The sequence below is a fragment of the Vibrio celticus genome (genome assembly GCF_024347335.1).
Taxonomy (GTDB): Bacteria; Pseudomonadota; Gammaproteobacteria; order Enterobacterales; family Vibrionaceae; genus Vibrio; species Vibrio celticus.
In genome coordinates this window covers 316,687-336,104 of record NZ_AP025463.1, presented here as the reverse complement: position 1 = coordinate 336,104, position 19,418 = coordinate 316,687, and the positions used below count along the sequence as shown (strand labels likewise).

Sequence of the window (19,418 nt, the reverse complement as noted above, 5' to 3'; positions counted from 1 at the left end):
TCCGTCACAACAAGGCCCAAAGCGAGAAAATTGACATGGCTGTGATTTGGGCACGGTAAAGCGCAAGTGATCAGGGACTAGCCGTTTCTTCACGCTGCTAATACTGGTATTCTTACCCTTTTCGTACTGACAAAAAGAGTGACTTTTCATGTCTGAAGTAAAATTTGAAACTGTAGAGCAAAAAGCTAGCTACGGTATCGGTCTACAAATGGGCCAACAGCTTGCTGGTTCTGGTCTTGAAGGCCTAAACGTTGACGCAATCGCTGCTGGTATCGCAACAGCTCTAGTTGGCGACATGCCAGCTATCGAAGTTGACGAAATCAACAACGCACTACAAGAGCTACACACTCGTGGTGAAGCTGCACGTCAAGAACTAGCTAAAGCTGCTGCTGCTGACGGCGAAGCTTTCCTAGCTGACAACGCTCTTCGTTCAGAAGTAACGGTTCTTGAGTCTGGTCTTCAGTACGAAGTACTAACTGAAGGTACTGGCGAAATCCCAACTGCAGACAAGCAAGTACGTGTTCACTACCACGGCGAACTAACTGACGGTACTGTTTTCGACAGCTCTGTATCTCGCGGTCAACCTGCTGAATTCCCAGTAACTGGCGTAATTCAAGGTTGGGTACAAGCTCTACAAATGATGCCTGTTGGCTCTAAGTGGAAGCTATACATCCCTCAAGATCTAGCATACGGTGAGCGTGGCGCAGGTGCTGCAATCCCACCATTTGCTGCTCTAGTATTTGAAGTAGAACTTCTAGCAATTCTTTAATTTTTATAAAAACCTTTAGTAAAACAAAATACTATAGGTAAATAAAATTGAAATAATCCAACGGCGATGTCACTACATCGCCGTTTTTCGTTTATAGTGAAAGAGTAAATTACTTTATTACTTAAGGACGAATAATGAAGAAAGTACTCATCACAGTTTTAAGCAGCCTTGCTGTTGTCTCTTGCGCTAGCACGAGCGACTCTGAACAAACCAGTTCATCATCAGATACCAACTATTCCCAACTATCACAAACTGCATTAATGGCAGCAGTGAATATGTGGTCTCAACAGAACGAAACAACGCCACTAGTGGATACGGTAGCTGACCAAGCTTCTGTTACCAGCGACCAAGCAGTTGGCGGTATTGGTTCAATGTTGGCCCTTGCACAAAACTCACTTGGCACAGCCGACAACAAAGAACTCGCGACACTAATTCCGGGTATGTCGAGCCTTGAGTCTACGGGTCTATCATCGCTACTAAGCTCACAAGGTGCCGTTGAAAGTGCGTTTTCTGGATTAGGTATGGATCAATCAATGGTTACAACATTTGCGCCAATCATTCTTCAAGCATTGCAGTCACAAGGTGCAACGAGCGGCTTAATGGATTCACTTGCAGCTGTATGGCAATAATCGTTAGCTATTAATAGCTAGCTTAAAATCTGATAGGAGCACTTCGGTGCTCTTTTTTGTGCGCGGAAGAAAAGATATTTGAGATACGAGATACGAGATACGAGATACGAGATACGAGATACGAGATACGAGATACGAGATACGAGATACGAGATACGAGATACGAGATACGAGATACGAGATACGAGATACGAGATACGAGATACGAGATACGAGATACGAGATACGAGATACGAGATACGAGATACGAGATACGAGATACGAGATACGAGATACGAGATACGAGATACGAGATACGAGATACGAGATACGAGATATTTTTGAAAAATAGAGCAGATAAGACAAGCAAAAAATGCCAAACATCATGGTGCAATTTCTATTATCTTTTCCTTGTTCTACAGACACAAAAAAGCCGAGCTAATGCTCGGCTTTTGTATTAAGAATCTAGTATAGATTACTCAGCAGCTTCTTCAGCAGCTGGGCGGTCTACAAGCTCAATGTAAGCCATTGGAGCTTTATCACCAGTACGGAAACCACATTTAAGAATGCGAGTGTAACCACCTTGGCGAGCCGCGAAACGCGGGCCTAGTTCATTAAATAGTTTTGCCACAACTTCGTTATCACGAGTGCGAGCAAATGCAAGACGACGGTTAGCAACACTGTCTGTCTTAGCTAGGGTAATCAATGGCTCAATTACGCGACGTAGTTCTTTTGCTTTAGGCACGGTAGTTTTAATAACTTCGTGACGAACAAGAGAGCTAGCCATGTTGCTGAACATCGCTTTGCGATGACTGCTGTTGCGGTTGAGTTGACGACCACTTTTACGATGGCGCATGACCTAATCCTTCTAACTTTTCGATTAATCTTCAGCGATTGACGCTGGTGGCCAGTTTTCTAGACGCATGCCTAGAGAAAGACCACGTGAAGCAAGCACATCTTTAATCTCTGTAAGAGATTTCTTACCAAGGTTTGGCGTTTTAAGTAGCTCAACCTCAGTGCGCTGTACAAGATCACCGATGTAGTGAATCGCTTCTGCTTTCAAACAGTTAGCAGAGCGAACTGTTAGTTCAAGATCGTCTACAGGACGTAGTAGGATAGGATCGAATTCTGGCTTCTCTTCCTTCTCCTCAGGTACACGTACATCACGAAGATCTACGAACGCATCCAGTTGTTCAGCTAAAATAGTAGCTGCACGACGGATTGCTTCCTCAGGTTCTAGAGTACCGTTCGTTTCCATATCGATAACAAGCTTGTCTAAATCAGTACGTTGTTCTACACGTGCCGCTTCTACAGCGTAAGCGATTTTATCAACCGGGCTGTAAGTAGCGTCAACTAGTAGACGACCGATAGGACGCTCATCTTCTTCAGTATGGATACGAGCTGAAGCTGGAACGTAACCACGACCACGTTCTACTTTGATACGCATAGCGATCTCAGCGTTGTCATCCGTTAGGTGACAAATTACGTGCTCAGGGTTAGCGATCTCTACATCACCATCGTGGGTGATGTCACCTGCAACAACAGGGCCTGAGCCTGATTTGTTCAGTGTAATAAACACTTCATCTTTGCCTTCAGCAACGCGTACAGCCAAACCTTTAAGGTTTAGAAGGATTTCCAGGATATCTTCCTGAACGCCTTCTTTAGTGCTGTATTCGTGTAGCACACCTTCAATTTCAACTTCTGTTACGGCACAACCCGGCATAGAAGATAGAAGAATGCGGCGAAGAGCATTACCTAGAGTGTGGCCGAAACCGCGCTCTAATGGCTCAAGAGTTACTTTCGCGTGTGTCGTATTGATCTGTTCAATGTCAACAAGACGCGGCTTAAGAAATTCTGTTACAGAACCCTGCATTGTGTCCTCTCTTTTTTTAACCTTACTTAGAGTAAAGTTCGACGATCAAGTGTTCATTGATGTCAGCTGATAGGTCAGAACGCTCAGGCATACGCTTGAATGTACCTTCCATTTTGCCAGCATCTACTTCAATCCAAGTTGGCTTTTCACGTTGTTCAGCAACTTCTAGAGCCGCTTTAATACGAGATTGCTGTTTAGCTTTCTCGCGGATAGAAACAACGTCGTTTGCCGCTACTTTGAAAGAAGGAACGTTTACAACTTTACCGTTAACTAGAATAGACTTGTGGCTAACTAGTTGACGAGATTCAGCACGAGTAGCGCCAAAGCCCATACGGTAAACTACGTTATCAAGACGACCTTCAAGAAGCTGAAGCAGGTTTGCACCTGTGTTGCCTTTAAGACGTGCAGCTTCTTTGTAGTAGTTGCGGAATTGTTTTTCTAGAACGCCGTAGATACGACGAACTTTTTGCTTCTCACGAAGCTGAACGCCATATTCAGATAGACGACCGCGACGAGCGCCGTGTACACCTGGTGCGTTATCAATTTTACACTTGGTATCGATCGCACGGACACCAGACTTAAGGAATAAGTCAGTACCTTCGCGACGGCTAAGCTTCAGCTTAGGACCCAAATATCTTGCCATGATCTTTCTCCAATATTCCTAGAAACGAAACTTAAACGCGACGTTTCTTAGGTGGACGACAACCGTTATGAGGGATTGGTGTCGCATCAACAATGTTAGTGATACGGAAACCAGCAGCGTTCAGTGCACGAACAGTAGATTCGCGACCTGGACCTGGACCCTTAACCATAACTTCCAAGTTCTTTAGGCCATATTCTTTAGCCATTTCACCACAACGCTCAGCTGCAACTTGTGCTGCGAACGGAGTAGATTTACGAGAACCACGGAAACCTGAACCACCTGCTGTAGCCCATGCAAGAGCGTTGCCTTGACGGTCAGTGATAGTTACGATTGTGTTGTTGAAAGAAGCATGAATGTGCGCTACGCCATCAGCTACTTGCTTGCGTACGCGCTTACGCGCGCGAGTTGGTTGTTTTGCCATTGTACTCTACCTTATCCGACTATTTCTTGATCGGCTTGCGCGGACCCTTACGGGTGCGAGCGTTGGTTTTAGTACGCTGTCCACGTAGTGGTAGACTGCGACGATGACGAAGACCGCGGTAACAGCCAAGGTCCATAAGACGCTTGATGTTCATCGATACTTCACGACGTAGATCACCTTCTACAGTGTACTTAGCTACACCATCACGCAGTTGATCGATCTGCTCTTCAGTTAGTTCACTGATCTTAGCATCTTCAGCAATACCCACTTCAGCTAGAATAGCTTGAGAGCGAGTTTTACCGATACCGTAGATTGCAGTAAGTGCAATTACAGAATGCTTATGATCAGGAATGTTAATGCCGGCTATACGGGCCATTATTCACTCCTAAGGGGTTCATAAAAGAATTATCCGCAGCAAAGCCCGTTATGGATACGCTGCGGCATACTACTTCTTTTGCACGCAAAAGGTAGGCCGAGGAATATACTCGACTCTACCTTGTATTTCAAGTAAAAATTTCTGCTAATTAGCCTTGGCGTTGCTTATGCTTTGGCTCACTGCAAATCACGCGAACGACACCGTTACGCTTGATAACTTTACAGTTACGGCAGATTTTTTTAACGGAAGCACGAACTTTCATTGCTAAACTCCGTAAATGGAATCGAAATTGTTACCACCGAATTAACGGCCGTAACCCTTCAGATTCGCTTTCTTTAACACAGAATCATACTGTTGTGACATCAGATGAGTCTGTACCTGTGCCATGAAATCCATGATAACTACCACTACGATTAGTAGTGATGTGCCGCCAAAGTAGAAACGAACGTTCCACGCGACCATCATGAACTCAGGAATCAGACATATAAAAGTAATGTATAGAGCGCCCGCAAGGGTTAGTCTAGTCATCACTTTATCGATATATTTCGCTGTCTGCTCACCTGGGCGGATACCGGGTACGAATGCACCAGACTTCTTCAAGTTATCAGCTGTTTCACGTGGGTTAAACACCAACGCTGTATAGAAGAAACAGAAGAAGATTATAGCTGCTGCATAAAGCATTACATACAAAGGTTGACCTGGGCTAAGAGCTAATGACACGTCAGTTAACCAACCGAACGCGCTGCTTTCACCATTTTGACCAAACCACTGCGCTAATGTTCCTGGGAACAAAATAATACTTGATGCGAAAATCGCTGGAATAACACCTGCCATATTAATCTTAAGAGGCAAGTGAGAGCTTTGTGCTGCAAAAACTTTACGACCTTGTTGACGTTTCGCATAGTTAACGACGATACGACGTTGACCACGTTCCATGAAAACTACGAAGTAAATAACAGCAAAAGACAATACAGCAATCAACAGCAGAAGAAGCACATGCAATTCACCTTGACGCGCTTGCTCGATTGTTTGACCGATTGCAGAAGGCAATCCAGCAACAATACCTGCAAAAATCAGAATGGAAATACCATTACCGATTCCTCGCTCAGTGATTTGTTCACCTAACCACATTAAGAACATGGTACCAGTTACTAAACTCACGGTAGCAATAAGCGTAAACATGGTTTGGTTGATAACAACCAGATTGTCGACCATGTTTGGTAAGCCTGTTGCGATACCAATAGCTTGGAATGTTGCAAGTACAAGCGTGCCGTAGCGTGTATATTGGCTTATCTTACGACGGCCTGCTTCACCCTCTTTCTTGAGTTCCGCTAACGCTGGATGAACTACAGTTAGCAATTGGACTACGATCGATGCCGAAATGTACGGCATGATACCCAATGCTAATATAGATGCACGCTCAAGAGCACCACCGGAGAACATGTTAAACATTTCTACGATGGTACCTTTTTGCTGATCGAACAAATCGGCAAGTACAGCTGCGTCAATACCAGGGATCGGCACAAAAGAGCCGGCTCGGAATACTAAAAGTGCACCAATTACGAATAATAAGCGCGACTTTAGTTCACTTAAGCCGCTCTGAGCACTACGAAAATCTTGTCCTGGTTTCTTAGCCATCTGTACCTCGTTCCTCGAGATTATTCCTCGATTTTACCGCCTGCAGCTTCGATTGCAGCTTTAGCGCCTTTAGTCACGCGTAGACCTTTAACAGTCACAGCTTTGCTTAGGTCACCAGAAAGAACGATCTTAACAAACTCGATGTTCTTAGTGATAACGTTAGCAGCTTTAAGGCTGTTAAGATCAACTACGTCACCTGTTACTTTCGCTAGCTCGGCTAGACGAACTTCAGCAGACACTAGACTCTTACGAGAAGTGAAACCGAATTTAGGTAGACGTTGTTTTAGAGGCATTTGACCGCCTTCAAAACCTGGACGAACAGAGCCGCCAGAACGTGACTTTTGACCTTTGTGACCACGGCCACCTGTTTTACCAAGGCCAGAACCGATACCACGACCTACACGCTTCTTAGAAGGTTTAGAGCCAGCAGCCGGTGATAGAGTATTCAAACGCATTCTGATTACTCCTCAATCTTAACCATGTAGTAAACCTTGTTGATCATACCGCGTACGCACGGTGTATCTTCAAGTTCTACTGTATGGTTGATGCGACGAAGACCTAGACCTTTAAGACACGCTTTGTGCTTAGGTAGGCGACCAATTGAGCTTTTAGTTTGAGTTACTTTAATAGTTGCCATCGTGTGCTTACTCCGAAATAGATTCAACAGTTAGACCACGTTTAGCAGCAACCATTTCTGGTGACTTAACGTCTACTAGAGCACCAATCGTTGCGCGAACAACGTTGATAGGGTTCGTTGAACCGTATGCTTTAGAAAGTACGTTATGTACGCCTGCAACTTCAAGTACGGCACGCATTGCACCACCGGCAATAACACCTGTACCTTCAGCAGCTGGCTGCATGTAAACTTTAGAGCCCGAATGACGACCTTTCACCGGGTGGTGAAGAGTGCCTTCGTTAAGCGCAACAGTAACCATGTTACGACGCGCTTTTTCCATTGCTTTTTGAATCGCAGCAGGTACTTCACGAGCTTTGCCGTAACCGAAACCTACACGACCATTACCGTCACCAACTACTGTTAGTGCAGTGAAGCTCATGATTCGACCACCTTTAACCGTCTTAGATACACGGTTAACTGCGATCAGCTTTTCTTGCAAATCATTAGCTTGTTGTTGTTCTTTAGCCATCTTCCAACCCTACCTTAGAATTTCAGACCAGCTTCGCGAGCAGAATCTGCTAGCGCCGCTACTCGACCGTGGTATTGGAAACCAGAACGATCGAATGCAACTGAAGCTACGCCTTTTTCAAGAGCGCGCTCAGCAACAGCTTTACCAACTGCTTTAGCTGCATCAACGTTACCAGTGTTCTTAACTTGCTCACGGATCGCTTTTTCTACAGTAGAAGCAGCTGCGATAACCTCAGAGCCGTTTGCCGCGATAACTTGTGCGTAAACATGGCGAGGAGTACGGTGTACTACCAGGCGAGTTGCACCAAGTTCTGCAATCTTACGACGTGCACGTGTAGCACGACGGATGCGAGATGCTTTCTTATCCATAGTGATACCTTACTTCTTCTTAGCTTCTTTAGTACGCACATTTTCATCTGCGTAACGAACACCTTTGCCTTTGTAAGGCTCAGGAGCACGGTAAGAACGAATGTCAGCCGCAACTTGACCTACTACTTGCTTATCGCAACCAGTAATGATGATCTCAGTTTGGCTAGGGCACTCAGCTTTAATACCTTCAGGTAGAGCGTGCTCTACTGGGTGAGAAAAACCAAGTGTTAGAGCTACAGAGTTGCCTTTCATAGCAGCACGGTAACCAACACCCTTAAGAGTTAGCTTCTTAGTGAAGCCCTCAGTAACACCCACAACCATGTTATTAACTAGAGCGCGAGCTGTACCAGCTTGTGCCCATGCGTTAGTAACACCTTCTTTCGGACCGAAAGTTAGGTTGGTTTCTTCCTGTGCAATAACTACGGCGCTGTTAAGAACGCGAGTAAGCTCACCTTTGCTACCTTTTACAGTAACTTCTTGGCCGTTTAGTTTCACCTCTACGCCAGCTGGAATAGCGACAGGTGCTTTAGCAACACGAGACATAATCTACTCCTTAAGCTACGTAACAGATGATTTCACCGCCAAGACCTGCTTTACGAGCAGCACGGTCAGACATCAGACCCTTGGAAGTAGAAACAACTGCAATACCAAGACCACCCATCACAGTAGGTAAAGAGTCTTTATTTTTATAAACTCTTAGACCAGGACGTGATACACGCTTGATTTGCTCGATTACAGGTTTAGCTTGGAAGTACTTAAGAGTAACTTCTAGCTCAGGTTTTGCTTCGCTGTTAACAGCGAAGTCTACGATGTAACCTTCAGCTTTAAGTAATGCAGCAATTGCAACTTTAAGCTTTGAAGAAGGCATTTTTACAGCAACTTTGTTTGCTGCCTGACCGTTACGAACTCGGGTCAGCATATCCGAAATCGGATCTTGCATGCTCATAAGATTTACTCCAAATGATTAAGTGGCAATTACCAGCTAGCCTTACGAAGACCCGGAATCTCGCCTTTCATGCAAGCTTCACGAACCTTAATGCGGCTTAGACCGAATTTACGTAGGTAACCGTGTGGACGACCAGTTTGGTTGCAACGGTTGCGCTGACGTGATGCACTTGAATCACGTGGAAGAGATTGCAGTTTAAGAACCGCATTCCAACGATCTTCTTCAGATGCGTTTACATCGCTAATGATAACTTTTAGCGCAGAACGCTTTTCAGCGAACTTAGCTACTAGTTTTGCACGTTTAGCTTCACGTGCTTTCATTGATTGTTTAGCCATAACAGTAACCCTACCCTTACTTACGGAATGGGAAGTTAAAGGCAGCCAGCAGAGCTCGGCCTTCCTCATCGGAACCCGCAGAAGTCGTGATAGTGATATCAAGACCGCGGACGCGATCGACTTTATCGTAGTCGATTTCCGGAAAGATGATTTGCTCGCGAACGCCCATGCTGTAGTTACCGCGACCGTCAAAAGACTTAGCGCTAACACCACGGAAATCACGTACACGTGGAAGTGCGATAGAGATTAAACGCTCTAAAAATTCCCACATGCGCTCACCACGCAAGGTTACTTTACAACCAATTGGGTAGCCTTCACGAATTTTGAAACCAGCTACAGATTTACGCGCTTTAGTGATAAGTGGCTTTTGACCAGAGATCGTTGCCATATCAGCTGCTGCGTTTTCTAGCAGTTTCTTATCGTTGATTGCTTCACCAACGCCCATGTTTAGGGTGATTTTCTCAATCCTAGGGACTTGCATGACGCTTGTGTAGCTGAACTCTTTGGTAAGCTCAGCGACTACAGACGACTTGTAGTAATCATGCAGTTTCGCCATAGTAGAACTCCAAATTACTTCTAATTAGTTAGAAACAGTTTCGCCGTTAGATTTGAAGAAACGAACTTTCTTGCCATCTTCGATACGGAAACCGATACGGTCTGCTTTACCAGTAGCCGCGTTAAAAACAGCAACGTTAGAAGCATCAATAGCTGCTTCTTGTTCAACGATGCCACCTTGTTGACCTAGAGCCGGAACCGGCTTTTGGTGTTTCTTAACAAGGTTGATGCCTTCAACGATAACTTTACCAGTTGTCAGAACCTTAGTTACTTTACCTTTCTTGCCTTTATCTTTACCAGCAAGAATGATTACTTCGTCATTACGACGGATTTTAGCTGCCATATTGCCGCTCCTTACAGAACTTCAGGTGCTAGTGATACAATCTTCATGAATTTCGCGTTACGAAGTTCACGAGTCACAGGACCAAAGATACGTGTGCCGACTGGTTGCTCAGTAGTGTCATTTAACAATACACAAGCATTACTGTCGAAGCGAATGACAGAACCGTCTGGGCGACGAACGCCTTTACGGGTGCGCACTACTACCGCCTTCAGAACATCACCTTTCTTTACTTTACCGCGAGGAATCGCTTCCTTCACTGTAACCTTGATGACGTCACCGATATGTGCATAACGGCGGTGAGAGCCACCCAGAACCTTAATACACATTACCTTGCGCGCGCCAGAGTTATCTGCTGCGTCAAGTGTACTTTGCATCTGGATCATTGTTAGTGCTCCGCTAAATATTAAAACTAGACCCTCTCGGGTCGGGCTGCCTCTTTAAAAGGGACGCGAATTGTACCACCCTTTTTTTAAATTGGGTAGACAAAAAACAAGCGGCTCCAAAAAATTATTTGGAGCCGCTTATAAGTTATAGAATTACAAAGATTAAATCTTCGCTTTTTCTAGAACTTTAACCAATGTCCAAGACTTAGTCTTAGACAGAGGACGACACTCAGCGATTTCAACTTTGTCGCCTAGGCCACAAGTGTTGTCTTCGTCGTGTGCGTGTACTTTAGTCGTGCGTTTGATGAACTTACCGTAAATTGGGTGTTTTACAGTGCGCTCAATAGCAACAACGATAGACTTGTCCATCTTGTCACTTACTACACGGCCTTGCTGGATGCGGTTAGTTTCGCTCATTATGCGCCTGCCTTTTCAGTCAAAACAGTTTTCACACGTGCGATGTCACGGCGTACAGCTTTTAGAGTATGAGTTTGCTGTAGTTGACCAGTTGCAGCTTGCATGCGCAAGTTGAACTGTTCACGTAGCAAATTCAATAGCTCAGCGTTAAGCTCTTCAACGTTCTTTTCGCGTAGATCTTGTGCTTTCATCACATCACCTGCTTAGTTACAAAAGTAGTTTTAACAGGCAGTTTACGTGCCGCTAGGCGGAACGCTTCACGTGCCAACTCTTCAGGTACGCCATTCATCTCGTACATAACTTTGCCTGGTTGGATTTGAGCAACCCAGTACGCAACTGAACCTTTACCTTTACCTTGACGAACTTCAAGAGGCTTTTCAGTAATCGGCTTGTCTGGGAATACACGGATCCAGATTTGACCTTGACGCTTAATGTGACGTGTCATAGCACGACGTGCCGCTTCGATTTGACGTGCAGTCAGACGACCACGGCCAACAGCTTTAAGACCGAATTCGCCGAAGCTTACTTCAGTACCTTTAGCTAGACCACGGTTACGACCAGTCATAACCTTGCGGAACTTAGTACGTTTTGGTTGTAGCATCGTTCGACTCCTTACTTACGGCCTTTACGCTGCTTCTTAGGCTTATCGCCTTTTGGCTCTACTGCGTTAGCAGCTGGCATACCGCCTAGAATCTCACCTTTGAAGATCCAAACTTTAATGCCGATCACACCGTATTGAGTGTGAGCCGAAGAAGTTGCGTAATCAATGTCTGCACGTAGAGTGTGTAGAGGCACACGGCCTTCACGGTACCACTCAGAACGTGCGATTTCAGCACCGCCAAGACGGCCGCCTACTTGTACTTTGATGCCTTTAGCGCCTAGACGCATAGCATTTTGTACCGCACGCTTCATTGCACGACGGAACATAACACGACGCTCTAGTTGAGACGCGATGCTATCAGCTACAAGCTGACCATCTAGCTCAGGCTTACGTACTTCAGCGATGTTAATTTGCGCTGGTACACCTGCGATTTTAGCTACAGCTGCGCGTAGCTTCTCTACGTCTTCACCTTTCTTACCGATAACAACGCCAGGACGAGCAGTGTGAATAGTCACACGGATGCTCTTAGCTGGACGCTCGATAACGATACGAGATAATGATGCTTTTTGTAGTTCCTTTGTAAGGAACTGACGTACCTTGAAGTCGCCGTCTAGGTTGTCAGCGAATTCGTTGGTATTAGCAAACCATGTAGCATTCCAAGGCTTAACGATGCCAAGACGAATACCATTAGGATGTACTTTCTGACCCATTGCTTACTCTCCTAGTCTTTAGCGATCTGCTACAACAATAGTGATGTGGCTTGAACGCTTCAAGATACGATCCGCACGACCTTTAGCACGAGGCATAATACGCTTCATGATAGGGCCCTCATCTACGAAGATTTTAGCGACATTTAGATCGTCGATATCTGCACCTTCGTTATGTTCCGCGTTAGCGATAGCTGACTCAAGAACCTTCTTAACTAATACAGCAGCTTTTTTGTTGCTGAAAGTTAGAATTTCTAGAGCTTGATCTACCGACTTACCGCGAATTTGGTCTGCAACTAAGCGAGCTTTCTGTGGAGAAATACGAGCAAAGTTATGTTTAGCTAAAGCTTCCATCATCTACTCCTTATTTCTTCTTAGCTTTCTTATCTGCAGCATGACCGCGATAAGTACGAGTTGGTGCAAATTCGCCCAGTTTGTGACCGATCATTTCTTCGGTAACGAAAACTGGAACGTGCTGACGACCATTATGGACAGCGATGGTCAAACCAATCATTGTTGGGATGATCATTGAGCGACGGGACCAAGTCTTAATAGGCTTTTTGTCTCCGCTTTCCACCGCTTTCTCTACCTTCTTCAGCAAGTGTAGGTCAATAAAAGGACCTTTCTTGAGAGAACGTGGCATGGCGATTCCTCTTTATAAATTATTTAGTGCGACGACGTACGATGTACTTGTCAGTGCGCTTGTTCTTACGAGTCTTGAAGCCCTTAGTAGGAACGCCCCAAGGAGAAACTGGGTGACGACCACCAGATGTGCGGCCTTCACCACCACCATGTGGGTGATCCACCGGGTTCATTACTACACCACGTACGGTTGGACGTACGCCGCGCCAGCGTGAAGCACCAGCTTTACCAAGTTCACGTAGCATATGCTCAGAGTTACCAACTTCACCGATCGTTGCACGACCTTCAGAAAGAACTTTGCGCATCTCACCAGAACGTAGACGGATAGTTACGTATGCACCATCGCGAGCGATGATTTGAGCATAAGCACCAGCCGAACGAGCTAGTTGAGCACCTTTACCAGGCTTAAGTTCAACACAGTGTACAGTAGAACCTACTGGGATGTTGCGCATCGGCAGAGTGTTACCTGCTTTGATTGCAGCATCTACGCCAGATTGAATCTGGTCGCCTGCGTTAACACCTTTAGGTGCAATGATGTAACGACGCTCACCGTCTGCGTACAGAACTAGAGCGATGTTAGCACTACGGTTTGGATCGTATTCTAGACGCTCAACTTTCGCTGGGATGCCATCTTTAGTACGTTTGAAGTCAATCAGACGGTAATGGTGCTTATGACCACCACCGATGTGACGTACTGTAATACGACCGTTGTTGTTACGACCACCGTTCTTAGAGTTTTTCTCTAGAAGTGGTGCGTATGGCTTACCCTTGTGTAGGTCAGCGTTAACAACTTTAACGACGTGACGACGACCAGGGGAAGTCGGCTTACATTTAACAATAGCCATTTTTACTACTCCTGTTATTCCGCGCCGCCAACGAAGTCAAGATCTTGACCTTCTTTCAAAGTAACGTAGGCTTTCTTAACGTCTGAACGACGGCCTTCACGCATACCTTGACGTTTGGTCTTACCCTTTAATACAAGAGTATTTACAGACTTAACTTCAACTTCAAATAGCTTTTCTACAGCTGCTTTGATCTCTTTCTTAGTTGCATCTTTAGCTACTTTGAAAACGATAGTGTTCGCTTTCTCAGCTGCCATAGTTGCTTTTTCAGAGATGTGCGGAGCACGTAGAACTTTTAAGATACGCTCTTCAGTGATCATGCTAGCATCTCCTCAACTTGCTTAACTGCGTCAGCAGTCATTAGAACCTTGTCGAAAGCGATTAGTGATACTGGATCAACACCAGCAACATCACGTGCATCTACTTTGTATAGGTTACGAGCAGCTAAGAATAGATTTTCATCTACTTCGCCAGTCACAATCAGAACGTCGCTTAGCTCAAGCTCTTTAAGCTTAGCTACAAGTTCTTTTGTTTTTGGTGCTTCTACAGAGAAGTTATCAACAACGATTAAACGCTCTTGACGAACTAGCTCAGAAAGAATGCTCTTCATAGCACCGCGGTACATTTTTTTGTTTACTTTTTGGCTGTGATCTTGTGGTTTCGCAGCAAAAGTAACACCACCTGTACGCCAGATTGGGCTACGAATTGTACCAGCACGTGCGCGGCCAGTACCTTTTTGACGCCATGGCTTAGCGCCACCGCCAGATACTTCAGAACGAGTCTTTTGAGCACGAGTACCTTGACGAGCACCTGCTGCATATGCAACAACTACTTGGTGTACAAGAGCTTCGTTGAAGTCACGTCCGAAAGTAGTCTCGGAAACAGTTAGTGCATCAGCACCTTTAACCATCAATTCCATTACTTACTCCTAGACGTTATGCTTTAACAGCAGGTTTTACGATCACGTTTCCGCCTGTTGAGCCCGGTACTGCACCTTTAATAAGGAGTAGATTGCGCTCAGCGTCAACACGTACGATCTCTAGGTTTTGAGTCGTTACACGCTCAGCACCCATGTGACCTGCCATTTTCTTGCCTTTAAACACGCGACCTGGAGTTTGACATTGGCCAATTGAACCCGGTGCGCGGTGAGACAAAGAGTTACCGTGAGTCATATCTTGAGTAGAGAAGTTCCAACGCTTGATAGCGCCTTGGAAGCCTTTACCTTTAGATGTACCAGTAACGTCTACTTTTTTAATTTCGTTGAAAAGTTCTACGTTTAGCTCAGCGCCAACTTCAAACTCTTCGCCGTTTTCTAAACGGAATTCCCAAAGACCGCGACCTGCTTCTACACCCGCTTTCGCGAAGTGACCAGCTTCAGGTTTAGTTACACGGTTAGCTTTCTTAGCACCAGTAGTTACTTGGATTGCTGCGTAGCCATCAGTCTCAAGAGTTTTAACTTGAGAAATACGGTTCGCTTCAACCTCAACAACAGTTACTGGGATAGAAACGCCTTCTTCAGTAAATACGCGGGTCATACCCACTTTACGTCCGACTAGACCAATCATTATTCTTATCTCCCTTAACCTAGGCTGATTTGAACATCAACGCCAGCTGCAAGATCAAGACGCATTAGAGCATCAACAGTTTTATCTGTTGGCTCAACGATGTCGATCAAACGCTTGTGAGTACGAATTTCGTACTGGTCACGTGCATCTTTGTTGACGTGTGGAGAGGTAAGAACAGTGAAACGCTCTTTACGAGTAGGTAGTGGAATAGGACCACGAACCTGTGCGCCAGTACGTTTTGCTGTTTCAACGATTTCCGCAGTTGAAGCATCGATTAGCTTGTAATCAAACGCTTTAAGGCGGATACGAATACGTTGGTTCTGCATGAGACAGAGCTCCAATTATTAAAAATTACACAAACAATATCGCCACTCAAACCCGATAAAACGAGAGAATGCCGATTGATTTATGTGAAACCGTAGCATCCAAAATTAGGACGCATTGTCAGTTAACTTTTGAAGCAAACAAGAAGTTTACTATTTTTATTAACCGCGAACATAAGCTGAGTATACATTACTAGGTAAGACCTACTCCTCAGTGCTCATTGGTTCACAACCAGCGTTAGCCAGTGCGATGCATTATACAGATCACACTTTAGTATGCAAGTAGTGTTGGAAAAATAATCGGAATTTATTGGAAGTTGGTTTTGTATCGAGAGGGAAAAAGATAGATGGAAGGTAATATTTCTTTCGAGAAAACAAAAGGGAAGCCGAAGCTCCCCTTTTCAGATGCGTGCTCTTCTAATGAAGAGTGTGCAAAAATCTAAATGCTATTAAGCGAAGATTTTAGCTACAACACCAGCACCAACTGTACGGCCACCTTCGCGGATTGCGAAACGTAGACCTTCGTCCATTGCGATTGGAGCGATTAGCTCAACAGTCATTTGAACGTTGTCACCTGGCATTACCATTTCTACGCCTTCAGGTAGAGTGATATCGCCTGTTACGTCAGTTGTACGGAAGTAGAACTGTGGACGGTAACCTTTGAAGAAAGGAGTGTGACGGCCGCCTTCGTCTTTAGAAAGTACGTATACTTCAGACTCAAACTTAGTGTGTGGGTTGATAGAACCTTTCGCAGAAAGTACTTGACCACGTTCAACGTCATCACGCTTAGTACCACGTAGAAGTGCACCAACGTTCTCACCTGCACGACCTTCGTCAAGCAGTTTACGGAACATTTCAACACCAGTACAAGTAGTAAGAGTAGTCTCTTTGATACCAACGATTTCTACTTCGTCACCTACACGTAGGATACCGCGCTCGATACGACCAGTTACAACAGTACCACGACCTTGGATTGAGAATACATCTTCAATTGGTAGTAGGAACGGTTGGTCAACTGCACGCTCTGGCTCAGGAATGTAAGAATCTAGTGCTTCTGCAAGCTCAACGATCTTGTCTTCCCACTGCTTCTCGCCGTTTAGTGCGCCAAGTGCAGAACCTTGGATAACTGGTAGGTCATCACCTGGGAAGTCGTATTCAGAAAGAAGTTCACGAACTTCCATCTCAACTAGCTCAAGTAGCTCTTCGTCATCTACCATGTCACATTTGTTCATGAATACGATGATGTAAGGGATACCAACTTGACGACCAAGTAGGATGTGCTCACGAGTTTGAGGCATAGGGCCGTCAGTCGCAGCAACAACTAGGATACCGCCGTCCATTTGTGCAGCACCAGTGATCATGTTTTTAACATAATCCGCGTGTCCTGGACAGTCTACGTGTGCGTAGTGACGTGCTGGAGTGTCGTACTCAACGTGAGAAGTTGCGATTGTGATACCGCGCTCACGCTCTTCTGGAGCGTTATCGATAGATGCGAAATCTTTAGCAACACCGCCGTATACTTTTGCAAGAGTAGTACAGATAGCAGCAGTTAGAGTTGTTTTACCGTGGTCAACGTGGCCGATAGTACCAACGTTTACGTGCGGTTTCGTACGTTCAAATTTTTCTTTAGACACAATCGTGTTCCTTCCTAGTTATGATTCGCCACGTTCATTATTGAGCGAGACGCGCCAGAAATTGCTATTTTATGCGCCAACTCTCGTTAGCGCAATATTTGGACGCATTGTTCTTTCAAAAAATGAAAAAAAATGCCTTCCTTTTGTTTAACCACGCTCTGCAATGATTGCTTTTGCAACATTGTTAGGCACTTCAGCGTACTCACTAAACTCCATAGAGTAAGAAGCACGACCTTGTGTCGCAGAACGTAAATCAGTTGCGTAACCGAACATGACAGACAACGGAACTTGTGCACGAATTATCTTCAGGCCAGCTGTCCCCTCGTCCATACCTTCGATGATGCCGCGACGACGGTTAATATCGCCAACAACGTCACCCATCCAGTCTTCTGGAGTAGTTACTTCAACTTTCATCATAGGCTCAAGCAGAACCGGTTGCGCTTCAAGTGCACCCGTTCTGAAAGCCATAGAGGCAGCGATTGTAAACGCCATCTCACTTGAATCTGTTTCATGGTAAGAACCATCATATAGTGTAGCTTTGATATCCAAAACTGGATAGCCAGCAAGCACACCATTGTTCATCTGCTCTTCAACGCCTTTAGCCACTGAAGCGATAAACTCTTTCGGTACGATACCATTGGCAATTTCATCCACAAAGACAAAGCCTTCGCCTGCTTCTGATGGTTCCAGTTTCAGCCATACGTGACCGTACTGACCTTTACCACCATGTTCACGGATAAATTTACCTTCCGCTTTCGCTGTACCGCGAATAGTCTCACGGTAAGCCACTTGCGGGTTACCAACGTTGCAGTTCACGCTAAATTCACGCTTCATACGGTCAACGATGATATCTAAGTGTAGTTCACCCATACCAGAAATCAGAGTCTGGCCAGTTTCCGCATCCATATCAACGCGGAACGATGGGTCTTCCGCTGCTAGTTTACCTAGAGCGATAGTCATTTTATCTTGATCAGCTTGAGAGCTTGGCTCTACAACGATCTGAATAACTGGATCTGGGAACTCCATGCGCTCAAGAACAATCTTATGGTTCTGGTCACAAAGGGTTTCACCAGTAGTCACATCTTTCAGGCCAATGATGGCTGCGATGTCACCTGCTCGTACTTCTTTTACTTCTTCACGCTTGTTTGAGTGCATTTGAACAATGCGACCTAAGCGTTCACGTTGTTTCTTCACAGAGTTGTAAGCTGTTTTACCGCTTTCAACAACACCAGAGTAAACACGGATGAAAGTTAAAGTACCAACGAATGGGTCTGTTGCGATCTTGAATGCTAGCGCTGAGAACGGTTCTTTGTCGTCCGCGTGACGCTCTGCTTCGTTCTCGTCTTCATCGATACCTTTAATTGCAGGTACATCGACTGGAGAAGGAAGGAAATCAACAACTGCATCTAGAACAGCTTGTACACCTTTGTTTTTGAATGCACTACCACAAGTAGCAAGTACGATTTCATTATTAAGGGTACGAGTACGAAGACCTTGTTTGATTTCAGCTTCTGTTAGTTCACCTTCTTCAAGGTACTTATCCATCAGCTCTTCATTTGCTTCTGCAGCAGCTTCAACAAGTTCTGTACGATATTCTTCAGCCATTTCTTGCATGTCTGCAGGAATATCTTCGTACGTGAAAGTCATGCCTTGGTCAGCTTCGTTCCAGTTAATTGCCTTCATCTTGATAAGATCGACAACGCCTTGGAAGTTTTCTTCAGCACCAATGTTCAGTTGAATTGGAACAGGAGTTGCGCCTAGGCGGTCCTTGATCTGTTCAACTACGCGCAAGAAATCTGCGCCGGTACGGTCCATTTTATTAACGAAAACCATACGTGGAACTTGGTACTTATCAGCTTGACGCCATACTGTCTCTGACTGAGGTTCAACACCAGATGAGCCACAGAACACAACAACTGCACCATCAAGTACACGCAAAGAACGTTCTACTTCGATTGTGAAGTCAACGTGTCCAGGAGTGTCGATGATGTTGATACGGTGGTCCGAGAACTGAGCTTCCATACCACGCCAAAACGTAGTGGTTGCTGCTGAAGTGATCGTAATACCGCGCTCTTGCTCTTGCTCCATCCAGTCCATGGTTGCTGCACCATCGTGAACTTCGCCGATTTTGTGAGAAAGACCGGTATAGAACAGAATACGTTCACTTGTGGTTGTTTTACCTGCATCTACGTGAGCAACGATACCGATATTACGGTATTGCTCTATAGGAGTTTTACGAGCCACGGTTGAATCCTCTTATTAGAGACTTAGGGACTATTGCTAT

Annotated in this window: 32 protein-coding genes; 2 read left to right on the top strand and 30 right to left on the bottom strand. The window is 45.2% G+C overall.

Annotated features, from left to right (window positions below):
• Positions 1-148: 148 nt before the first annotated feature.
• Together OCV19_RS01600 and OCV19_RS01595 are read left to right on the top strand one after the other, a co-directional pair.
• Positions 149-769, top strand: coding sequence for an FKBP-type peptidyl-prolyl cis-trans isomerase (locus OCV19_RS01600; RefSeq protein WP_008220519.1), 621 nt, complete (start codon positions 149-151; stop codon positions 767-769).
• A 134-nt stretch (positions 770-903) separates the two neighbouring features.
• On the top strand, positions 904-1,398 hold the full coding sequence (locus OCV19_RS01595) for a DUF2780 domain-containing protein (RefSeq protein WP_065676583.1): 495 nt from the start codon (positions 904-906) through the stop codon (positions 1,396-1,398).
• Between the two features lie 454 nt (positions 1,399-1,852).
• Here OCV19_RS01595 and rplQ read toward each other — a convergent pair whose 3' ends face one another.
• From rplQ to fusA, 30 genes are all read right to left on the bottom strand, one after another.
• Complete coding sequence (rplQ, locus tag OCV19_RS01590; protein ID WP_004729812.1) at positions 1,853-2,233, bottom strand: 50S ribosomal protein L17; 381 nt, start codon at positions 2,231-2,233, stop codon at positions 1,853-1,855.
• A gap of 24 nt (positions 2,234-2,257) precedes the next feature.
• Positions 2,258-3,250, bottom strand: a complete 993-nt coding sequence (locus OCV19_RS01585) for a DNA-directed RNA polymerase subunit alpha (RefSeq protein WP_004729813.1) — start codon at positions 3,248-3,250, stop codon at positions 2,258-2,260.
• A gap of 22 nt (positions 3,251-3,272) precedes the next feature.
• Positions 3,273-3,893: a 30S ribosomal protein S4 gene (gene rpsD, locus OCV19_RS01580; RefSeq protein ID WP_004738777.1), complete on the bottom strand. Its 621-nt coding sequence runs from the start codon at positions 3,891-3,893 to the stop codon at positions 3,273-3,275.
• Between the two features lie 31 nt (positions 3,894-3,924).
• On the bottom strand, positions 3,925-4,314 hold the full coding sequence (gene rpsK, locus OCV19_RS01575) for a 30S ribosomal protein S11 (RefSeq protein ID WP_004738778.1): 390 nt from the start codon (positions 4,312-4,314) through the stop codon (positions 3,925-3,927).
• Positions 4,315-4,333: 19 nt separating this feature from the next.
• Positions 4,334-4,690, bottom strand: a complete 357-nt coding sequence (rpsM, locus tag OCV19_RS01570; RefSeq protein WP_004738779.1) for a 30S ribosomal protein S13 — start codon at positions 4,688-4,690, stop codon at positions 4,334-4,336.
• Between the two features lie 148 nt (positions 4,691-4,838).
• A complete protein-coding gene (rpmJ, locus tag OCV19_RS01565; RefSeq protein WP_000868186.1) occupies positions 4,839-4,952 on the bottom strand; it encodes a 50S ribosomal protein L36 in 114 nt (37 codons plus the stop codon).
• Between the two features lie 41 nt (positions 4,953-4,993).
• On the bottom strand, positions 4,994-6,328 hold the full coding sequence (gene secY / locus OCV19_RS01560; RefSeq protein ID WP_004738781.1) for a preprotein translocase subunit SecY: 1,335 nt from the start codon (positions 6,326-6,328) through the stop codon (positions 4,994-4,996).
• A gap of 20 nt (positions 6,329-6,348) precedes the next feature.
• Positions 6,349-6,783, bottom strand: a complete 435-nt coding sequence (gene rplO / locus OCV19_RS01555; protein WP_004736758.1) for a 50S ribosomal protein L15 — start codon at positions 6,781-6,783, stop codon at positions 6,349-6,351.
• A 5-nt stretch (positions 6,784-6,788) separates the two neighbouring features.
• Entirely contained in the window at positions 6,789-6,965 is a 177-nt protein-coding gene (gene rpmD, locus OCV19_RS01550; RefSeq protein WP_004736756.1) for a 50S ribosomal protein L30, read from the bottom strand.
• Positions 6,966-6,972: 7 nt separating this feature from the next.
• Entirely contained in the window at positions 6,973-7,473 is a 501-nt protein-coding gene (gene rpsE, locus OCV19_RS01545) for a 30S ribosomal protein S5 (protein WP_004736754.1), read from the bottom strand.
• A gap of 14 nt (positions 7,474-7,487) precedes the next feature.
• Positions 7,488-7,841, bottom strand: a complete 354-nt coding sequence (gene rplR, locus OCV19_RS01540; protein WP_048605977.1) for a 50S ribosomal protein L18 — start codon at positions 7,839-7,841, stop codon at positions 7,488-7,490.
• Between the two features lie 9 nt (positions 7,842-7,850).
• Positions 7,851-8,384 carry a 50S ribosomal protein L6 gene (gene rplF, locus OCV19_RS01535; protein ID WP_017063712.1) on the bottom strand — a complete coding sequence of 178 codons (534 nt, stop codon included), beginning with the start codon at positions 8,382-8,384 and terminating at the stop codon, positions 7,851-7,853.
• Between the two features lie 10 nt (positions 8,385-8,394).
• On the bottom strand, positions 8,395-8,787 hold the full coding sequence (gene rpsH, locus OCV19_RS01530; RefSeq protein ID WP_017061309.1) for a 30S ribosomal protein S8: 393 nt from the start codon (positions 8,785-8,787) through the stop codon (positions 8,395-8,397).
• A 29-nt stretch (positions 8,788-8,816) separates the two neighbouring features.
• Positions 8,817-9,122: a 30S ribosomal protein S14 gene (rpsN, locus tag OCV19_RS01525; protein ID WP_004738789.1), complete on the bottom strand. Its 306-nt coding sequence runs from the start codon at positions 9,120-9,122 to the stop codon at positions 8,817-8,819.
• 16 nt (positions 9,123-9,138) lie between these two features.
• Positions 9,139-9,678: a 50S ribosomal protein L5 gene (rplE, locus tag OCV19_RS01520; protein ID WP_004738790.1), complete on the bottom strand. Its 540-nt coding sequence runs from the start codon at positions 9,676-9,678 to the stop codon at positions 9,139-9,141.
• A 24-nt stretch (positions 9,679-9,702) separates the two neighbouring features.
• Entirely contained in the window at positions 9,703-10,020 is a 318-nt protein-coding gene (rplX, locus tag OCV19_RS01515) for a 50S ribosomal protein L24 (RefSeq protein ID WP_004738792.1), read from the bottom strand.
• 11 nt (positions 10,021-10,031) lie between these two features.
• Positions 10,032-10,403, bottom strand: coding sequence for a 50S ribosomal protein L14 (rplN, locus tag OCV19_RS01510; RefSeq protein WP_004736740.1), 372 nt, complete (start codon positions 10,401-10,403; stop codon positions 10,032-10,034).
• Positions 10,404-10,565: 162 nt separating this feature from the next.
• Positions 10,566-10,820, bottom strand: coding sequence for a 30S ribosomal protein S17 (gene rpsQ, locus OCV19_RS01505; protein WP_004736739.1), 255 nt, complete (start codon positions 10,818-10,820; stop codon positions 10,566-10,568).
• Positions 10,820-11,011, bottom strand: coding sequence for a 50S ribosomal protein L29 (gene rpmC / locus OCV19_RS01500; protein WP_004736737.1), 192 nt, complete (start codon positions 11,009-11,011; stop codon positions 10,820-10,822). The genes rpsQ and rpmC overlap by 1 nt, the downstream gene beginning before the upstream one ends.
• Positions 11,011-11,421 carry a 50S ribosomal protein L16 gene (gene rplP, locus OCV19_RS01495; protein WP_004736736.1) on the bottom strand — a complete coding sequence of 137 codons (411 nt, stop codon included), beginning with the start codon at positions 11,419-11,421 and terminating at the stop codon, positions 11,011-11,013. The genes rpmC and rplP overlap by 1 nt, the downstream gene beginning before the upstream one ends.
• 11 nt (positions 11,422-11,432) lie before the next feature.
• On the bottom strand, positions 11,433-12,131 hold the full coding sequence (gene rpsC / locus OCV19_RS01490; protein ID WP_004736734.1) for a 30S ribosomal protein S3: 699 nt from the start codon (positions 12,129-12,131) through the stop codon (positions 11,433-11,435).
• Positions 12,132-12,149: 18 nt separating this feature from the next.
• A complete protein-coding gene (gene rplV, locus OCV19_RS01485; protein ID WP_004736732.1) occupies positions 12,150-12,482 on the bottom strand; it encodes a 50S ribosomal protein L22 in 333 nt (110 codons plus the stop codon).
• A 10-nt stretch (positions 12,483-12,492) separates the two neighbouring features.
• Positions 12,493-12,771, bottom strand: a complete 279-nt coding sequence (gene rpsS / locus OCV19_RS01480; RefSeq protein WP_004736729.1) for a 30S ribosomal protein S19 — start codon at positions 12,769-12,771, stop codon at positions 12,493-12,495.
• Between the two features lie 19 nt (positions 12,772-12,790).
• Complete coding sequence (rplB, locus tag OCV19_RS01475; protein WP_017076297.1) at positions 12,791-13,615, bottom strand: 50S ribosomal protein L2; 825 nt, start codon at positions 13,613-13,615, stop codon at positions 12,791-12,793.
• A 14-nt stretch (positions 13,616-13,629) separates the two neighbouring features.
• Positions 13,630-13,932, bottom strand: a complete 303-nt coding sequence (rplW, locus tag OCV19_RS01470) for a 50S ribosomal protein L23 (protein WP_004736765.1) — start codon at positions 13,930-13,932, stop codon at positions 13,630-13,632.
• Positions 13,929-14,531, bottom strand: a complete 603-nt coding sequence (gene rplD / locus OCV19_RS01465) for a 50S ribosomal protein L4 (protein ID WP_004738803.1) — start codon at positions 14,529-14,531, stop codon at positions 13,929-13,931. Before rplD ends, rplW begins: the two co-directional genes overlap by 4 nt.
• 16 nt (positions 14,532-14,547) lie before the next feature.
• On the bottom strand, positions 14,548-15,177 hold the full coding sequence (gene rplC, locus OCV19_RS01460; RefSeq protein ID WP_004736763.1) for a 50S ribosomal protein L3: 630 nt from the start codon (positions 15,175-15,177) through the stop codon (positions 14,548-14,550).
• 14 nt (positions 15,178-15,191) lie between these two features.
• Positions 15,192-15,503 carry a 30S ribosomal protein S10 gene (rpsJ, locus tag OCV19_RS01455; protein WP_004736761.1) on the bottom strand — a complete coding sequence of 104 codons (312 nt, stop codon included), beginning with the start codon at positions 15,501-15,503 and terminating at the stop codon, positions 15,192-15,194.
• A gap of 446 nt (positions 15,504-15,949) precedes the next feature.
• The gene (gene tuf, locus OCV19_RS01450; RefSeq protein WP_010435158.1) at positions 15,950-17,134 is read right to left on the bottom strand and encodes an elongation factor Tu; all 1,185 of its coding nucleotides are present in this window, start codon (positions 17,132-17,134) and stop codon (positions 15,950-15,952) included.
• A 147-nt stretch (positions 17,135-17,281) separates the two neighbouring features.
• Positions 17,282-19,378, bottom strand: coding sequence for an elongation factor G (fusA, locus tag OCV19_RS01445; RefSeq protein ID WP_017061101.1), 2,097 nt, complete (start codon positions 19,376-19,378; stop codon positions 17,282-17,284).
• Between the last annotated feature and the right edge of the window lie 40 nt (positions 19,379-19,418).